The sequence below is a fragment of the Streptomyces diversicolor genome, assembly GCF_057537855.1.
In genome coordinates this window covers 1-5,996 of record NZ_BAAJXA010000096.1, presented here as the reverse complement: position 1 = coordinate 5,996, position 5,996 = coordinate 1, and the positions used below count along the sequence as shown (strand labels likewise).

Annotated in this window: 8 protein-coding genes and 1 tRNA gene; 5 read left to right on the top strand and 4 right to left on the bottom strand. The window is 68.7% G+C overall.

What is annotated here, in order from left to right:
- The first annotated feature begins 543 nt into the window (after positions 1-543).
- The 5 genes from AC27LF_RS45150 to AC27LF_RS45130 all read left to right on the top strand — a co-directional run bounded on the left by AC27LF_RS45150 (position 544) and on the right by AC27LF_RS45130 (position 4,355).
- Complete coding sequence (locus tag AC27LF_RS45150; RefSeq protein ID WP_479665134.1) at positions 544-1,353, top strand: hypothetical protein; 810 nt, start codon at positions 544-546, stop codon at positions 1,351-1,353.
- A gap of 242 nt (positions 1,354-1,595) precedes the next feature.
- Positions 1,596-1,727: a hypothetical protein gene (locus AC27LF_RS45145; protein ID WP_479662404.1), complete on the top strand. Its 132-nt coding sequence runs from the start codon at positions 1,596-1,598 to the stop codon at positions 1,725-1,727.
- A gap of 15 nt (positions 1,728-1,742) precedes the next feature.
- Positions 1,743-2,522 (top strand): hypothetical protein, encoded by a 780-nt coding sequence (locus tag AC27LF_RS45140; protein ID WP_479662403.1) that lies wholly within the window; start codon positions 1,743-1,745, stop codon positions 2,520-2,522.
- Positions 2,519-4,030: a hypothetical protein gene (locus tag AC27LF_RS45135; protein WP_479662402.1), complete on the top strand. Its 1,512-nt coding sequence runs from the start codon at positions 2,519-2,521 to the stop codon at positions 4,028-4,030. Before AC27LF_RS45140 ends, AC27LF_RS45135 begins: the two co-directional genes overlap by 4 nt.
- Positions 4,031-4,282: 252 nt before the next feature.
- Positions 4,283-4,355 (top strand) — tRNA-Arg (locus AC27LF_RS45130).
- A 518-nt stretch (positions 4,356-4,873) separates the two neighbouring features.
- On the opposite strand, the gene AC27LF_RS45125 is transcribed toward AC27LF_RS45130, so the two are convergent.
- The 4 genes from AC27LF_RS45125 to AC27LF_RS45110 are packed head-to-tail and all read right to left on the bottom strand — an operon-like array spanning position 4,874 to position 5,668.
- Positions 4,874-5,068, bottom strand: coding sequence for a hypothetical protein (locus AC27LF_RS45125; RefSeq protein ID WP_479662400.1), 195 nt, complete (start codon positions 5,066-5,068; stop codon positions 4,874-4,876).
- The gene (locus AC27LF_RS45120; RefSeq protein ID WP_479662399.1) at positions 5,065-5,298 is read right to left on the bottom strand and encodes a hypothetical protein; all 234 of its coding nucleotides are present in this window, start codon (positions 5,296-5,298) and stop codon (positions 5,065-5,067) included. Before AC27LF_RS45120 ends, AC27LF_RS45125 begins: the two co-directional genes overlap by 4 nt.
- Positions 5,295-5,474 carry a hypothetical protein gene (locus AC27LF_RS45115; protein ID WP_479662398.1) on the bottom strand — a complete coding sequence of 60 codons (180 nt, stop codon included), beginning with the start codon at positions 5,472-5,474 and terminating at the stop codon, positions 5,295-5,297. Before AC27LF_RS45115 ends, AC27LF_RS45120 begins: the two co-directional genes overlap by 4 nt.
- Entirely contained in the window at positions 5,471-5,668 is a 198-nt protein-coding gene (locus AC27LF_RS45110) for a hypothetical protein (protein ID WP_479662397.1), read from the bottom strand. Before AC27LF_RS45110 ends, AC27LF_RS45115 begins: the two co-directional genes overlap by 4 nt.
- Positions 5,669-5,996: the final 328 nt, after the last annotated feature.

The following is a 5,996-nucleotide window of genomic DNA, read 5'->3' as shown; positions in this document are numbered from 1 at the left end:
CTAGGAACCGAAAGTTGTGCCGAGGCGGCGCCCTCCCGTCCGTTACGAAAACGCACGGTCGACACCCATGACGTTAGCGGCTCTTGCTGCGGTCATCGCGCGTGCTCGGCCGGATTCACCCTGTCCACGTACCGGAGAGCCGAACACCCGTGCCCTTTTCGCACTCCGCTTCACTCATCTCACCCCCGCGCATTTTTTCGAACCTGCTCTGTGCGGGCGCCGATTCGCTGAGCCGACCTGTATTGCGCCGACCCCATCGGTCTCCACCACTGCCAGGCCTCGCCGCCCTCGCCACTGCGGGGCGCACCCGAACTCTGGGTGTCACTCGAGATGCACCACACGCCAGGGGGTGCTACCAAAAAAGCAACCCAGAAGTGTGGTGGGCTCCCCGCCCACCCTCGCTCGTCCCGGTGCATGCCGGGTGGGCGTCCTTGGCAGCTCGGCCCTGGTCGGATTGGGAGGAGGCCGGTGATGAAGCGTCAGCCCGCCCGGCGTCCGTCTGCTCGGCCTCTGCTGACCCGGCGGGCTCGGTCGGACGAGCAAGTGGCCTCGATCCGCGGGATTTGCCTGACCGAGGACACCTTCACAGCTCAATCCTTGGAAGCCGTCATCGGTGTCCGGGCCGAGCGTATCCAGTTGACCTTGTCCTTCTGGCGGTCCTGCGGCCTGATCGAGGGGGCACCGGAACGGGCCACCTACCGGCCCACCCGGGCTGCCCGTTCCCTGGCCGCGGCCTGGCGGCGGGGCGACACGCACGGCCGCCGGGCCCTGGGCCAGGCCCTCAAGGGTCAATGGTTCGCGCGGTCGGTGAAGGCGCGTCTGCTCGATGGCCCGGCCCTGCGTACCGGGCTGGTGACCCGGCTCATGCGGCTGGCCCAGGTGGGCGACGAGTACCGGCTCGAAGTAGAGATGCTCATCGACCTGATGGTCGAACTCGGCCTACTGCAGCCTCAGCCAGGCAAACGGCTGAGCTGGTGCGAGGACACAGCACCCACGTCCGAGCGGGCGGACGGCCACAGCCGGAGCACCACCGAACCCGAGTCCGCACCTCAGGACCACGCCGCCAAGGACGAGGAGACCCCTGCCGGGTCTTCCGAACTCGAACAGGAACCTGCACCCGCGGATACCGAGCCTGAGGAACCCGCTGCCTCCGCCGCGGGTGGCGCAAGCATTCCGCCGCCGCGTACGGCGGTCGGTGACCTCCTGCTGGAACTGCTCAGCCGCCCTGTACAGCTGGCCGATCTCGCCAGCCTCTCCGCCGACGAAGTCCTGTCCATGCACGGCCACATCACCGCGCTGGCAGCCGCAGCCGTCAAGCTCAGGAGCCGCCCCCCAAGCGACCTCAATAACTGACCCACCCGCACACAAAACGGGTCCGACAGCGCCGTTTCCTTGGCCGGTAGAGCGCCGCCGGACCCCCACCTCCACCCATCAGGTCCTCACTGCGGCATCGCCGCAGGCACAACCGAAGGGCTTAGGCATGCCCAGACACGTCACCGCGCCGGGCTGCGCCCACCGTAGCGCGTCCGCACCCCCCGATGTCCCGCTCTCGCCGGGCCGTCACCCGCACGCGGCATGCCTCGCCGGAGGCTGCCATGGCTAAGATCCGCATCCGCACCGCGCTCCCGCACATCACTCGTATCTGGCAGAACCGCGCGCTGGCTGGGCACATGAGCCTGGAGACCGCCGACCTGTACACCCACATCTGCGAACGGGCCGAGCGCTAAGCCCAGATCCACGGTGTGCTCTGCTTCGACGACTTCACCCACACCCTCGCACTGGCGTTCATCGAGGCCCCCGGGAACGACCGCCACCAAGGGCTGATCCCCACCCCGGCAGCCGGAACCCAACGCCAGCGGCGCGCCGGCCTGCAAGCCCTGTTCACCGAAGCCCGCGCTCTCGGCTACACCAAAGCGGCACCACTGGTCGATCTTCCGCCCATCCCGCGCAGCCCCCGCAAGCAGGGCGTCCACCTGGACGACGGCGACATCCAGCAACTTCGTTTCCACGCCGAGCGCGGCATGCCCGCCACCCGCCACGCCGCCCTCCTCGCCCTGTTGCTGGCCGGCCTGCACACGGCCGAAATCGCCAAGGCGACCACCGACGACCTCGATCTCGATCTCATGGGCTCGACCGTATGGACCTCCGGCGCCACCCGCACCCAAAGCCGCTACTGCCCACTGGACGACTGGTCCGCCCGCGTCGTACTCCTGCGCTGCCATCACCTCCTGCGCACAGCCCCACCGGGAACCGCACAGCCTGTCGTGACCGCAGCATCCTCCGCCTACCGTGCACAGGCCAGTGTCTGCGCCGGCTTCGGCGACATCGCCCGGCACAGCGGCCTGGCCACCGCCCAGCGCCGCATCGAGCCCAAGGACGTCACCCGCTACGTCGCCCGCCGCATCCTCGAGGAGACCGGCCAGCTCTCGGAAGTCGCTCGCCGCCTGGGCCTGTCCTCCCTCGACAGCGCCGCCGCACTCGCCTCCCTGGACTGGCTGTCCGACGACACGGACACTGCGTGAGCGCCCCCAAGAAGCGCGGGCGCACCGCGAAGAAGAAGACCGACGAAGGCTCCAGCTACGTACTCGGCCCCATCCCCGACGACGCCTTCGGCTCCGCCTCAGACGCCACGCCCCCACGCGGTCCCGAAGCCCCTCCCCTCGCCATCGACGAACGCTTCGAATTCCTCATCCGCAACCCTGACCTCTACGCCACCGCGCTCGAAGCCCTCCCGCCCCGCGACAACGGGCAGGTCGGCCGGCCACCCGTCTACCCGCCGTACATCTACTTCGTGTTCCTGTGCGCGATCTCCGTCTTCGGCTCGGCCCGCAGCACCGCCGCCCACCTCGCCCGCCCCTTGTGGTGGGATCCCATCCGACACGCCATCCACGACTTCATCGGCCCCGAGGAAGCCGCCGAACTCCCGCCGGCCGGCCCCACCCGCAGCCAGTGGAATTACTTCTTCCAGCGCCACCTCAAAACTGCGGTCGACGCCGTGTGCGACATCAGCCGGGGCAAATGGATCGAACAAGCCATCGCCCAAGGAATGCTCGCCGTCAACCCCAGAGGCAGCTGGATCTACCCGGCCCGAGAACAGGTCCTTCATGGCGACGCAACAGTCGCCTCTCCACCCTCAGACCACACCAAAGTGGAAGAGGCTGACGAAAAGACCGGCGAAATCCGACGGCACCGTGTAGACCCCGACGCCAGCCACACCACCGAAGGCGGCGGCCGACCCGTCTACGGAAACAAATTCCTCTCCATCGCCGTCCGCGCCGCGAACGCCCCGCACAGCCGAGTCATCCTCGCCCTGGAATCCGTACGCCACAAAGCACGCAAACACGACCCCCACCGTGAAGACGAAGGGAAAGCCGCGGTACGGCTGGTCAAGGAAATCCTTGCCAAAGCCCCCGGCGTACGCGCCATCACCTACGACACCGCCCTTCGCGGAGTCCACCGCGCCCCGCTCATCGCGGAAGGACTGGTCGTCTTCACCAAGCAACACGGTGGCCTCGAACCTCAGCCGCTCCAGGAACACAAGTGCACCAAAGGGCGCCCCAACCACAATCTCTACGCCGCAGCCGGCCGGGTCTGCGAGCGCCGCATCACCGTGGAAGGCGAAACCCTCTACACGCCGCTTCCCGTCCATGAGCTGGAATTCCGCAAAGGCGCACAGGCACGCTTCTACCAGCGCCTCGAAATCCCCTACCCATACGGACCCCATGCCATCCGAATCCGCGTCGACGAGACCAAGGAGGACCGGGAAATCGACCCGTCCACCAAGCGGAAACGGTTCAATCGCGCCGAGCACCTGCGTCAAATCCCGCCCGACACCCCGGCAGGGCGGCGGCTCAAGGGATTCCGCCAGGACAGCGAGTCCCAGCATTCCAGGTTCGACCAGTCGTATCCACACGAGCGAGTCCCCGCATATGGCGCAAAAGCAGCCCTCCTCATCTATATCGGCTACGCGTGGGCAAGCAACTCCGTCGCCCGCTTCGCCACCCGCATCACCGGACGCCGCGCAGGCTGACGAGCCACGCAGGGCTCAGCCGCGACACCCCGCGAGGGGCGTGGCGGCTGAGCGCTGCTCACCCACCCTCCCATCCGACCGGCACGGACGGCCTCAACGCCAAGAGACACCTGCCACCACCAGGCCACCCGCTACACTGGCGGCGGTGGCGCAGCCCTCGCAGGTTGCATCGCCGTAGACCTGTCGGGATCCAACTGAATGAGATTCGTCCAGTTTGAGGCGAATTTCAGACACATTTTCCGACAGATCCCCGCCTTCGTAGCTCAGGGGATAGAGCACCGCTCTCCTAAAGCGGGTGTCGCAGGTTCGAATCCTGCCGGGGGCACAGGCTGCACAGCAGGTCAGCGGGGCGTGGGCCCCCTGTTCTATTCGAACAGGGGGCCTCGTTCATGATCGGATGCCACATGGATGCCACATCCCCCGGCGATCATGGTTTGATCACCCCCCGTTCAAGGGACTTGATCACCACGAACGGCGTTCTACGCTGCCAAGCCAGACGAGGACGGCGCGACTTCCCTCGTGAGCGCCAGACACAGGCTCGTCGCCTCCTGCGGATCCTGGGCGGGGAGGCCCGGCCCGCAGGCGACCCCCGCCGACGTACGCGGCGGGGGTCGCCCGTACAAACGTAGACCGCCCCACCCCGGACAGGGGGTGGGGCGGCTCGCTCTGACCGAGTCAGAGCAAAGGATGACCGCCGGCGGACACAGGTACGCCGGCCGTCATCCGCACACGGGCCGAGCACGGCTCACGGCGCTCAGCGCAGCGGAGCCGCCCCGCGGGGGGGACGGAGGCGGCCCGCTCATCTCCAGCGCCGGCGGTTCGCCCTCGCCGACGCTGAAGGCTCTACTCCACCCACGCAGTGCCCTGGGTGTCGGTGATCGAGTTCCGGCCGCGGTAGTAGTCCACGTGCTCCCGGTCGTCGTGCGGGGGTCTGGTGCAGCGCGCGCCGCCGTCCGGATGCTCCAGCCAGCAGTAGCCCGCGGCCCGGCCGCCCGACTGCTGCGCTTCGGCCATCCGCTCGGCCGTGTCGGTCTTCACGGGGTTCCCCCTCGGAGGTTCGTGGGACGGCTGGAGCTGCGGCCGGCGCAGTCGGGGCAGGCGTAGACCTCGATGTCGAGGACGTGCACGCCTTCCCGGCCGCGGGCGATGCCGGCGGACACGGCGCCGATGACGTTCAGCAGGCTCTTGGCGCACCAGCAGCAGGCCCAGCCCGAGTACTGGGCGTAGGTCAGCGACGCGACGGGCGGCGGCTCAGGCTGCGGGGTCATGGCCGGTCGGCGAGCGGGACCAGGCGGTGGATTTCACGGCACGGACCGCGGGCGTACAGACCACGCGTGGCCGAGCCCGAGCCCGCATCATCGATCTGGATCAGTCGGATGCCGTCGGTGAAGCGGTGGCACCACGAGCACAGGCCCCGCCTGCTGGTGGTCGCCTGCGCGGTCATCGCTGGTCCCCCTCGGCGAGATCGAGCAGTTCCCTGTGGGTCGAGCAGGCGCGGGGGCCGCGGCAGGTGGAACAGGTCCGGGCGTGGAGGTCGGCGACCCGGCGGGCCTCGGCGCGCACGCACGCCGTGCAGCCGCGCGGGTACCAGCTGGCGCCGCTGTCGGTGCCGGGCCGTCTGCGGGGGCCGAGGCTCATGACGGCGCCGGCGGTCAGGGCGTCGGCGCATCAGACGCAGGCGCGACCGCAGACCTGATCTTCGGTCAGGTTGCGGATCGTTGGGAGCGGTAGAAGCTGGACTGCCCCCACGGGCGCCGACGTTGTAGCGTGCGGCATGTCGACTCCATCCAGTCGGCCATGCCCCGGGAGGTTCACAGCCTCGCCGGGGCCTTGTTACGGACCGTACGGACGGGGCGATGCGTGGCTCCAGAAGTGTGCACGAACTTGCACGGACTCACCCGAGAGAGTCGATGGCGGCTGTGATCAATGCCCGCGCCTCGGCCCCGTACACCGCGAGCTGTGACAG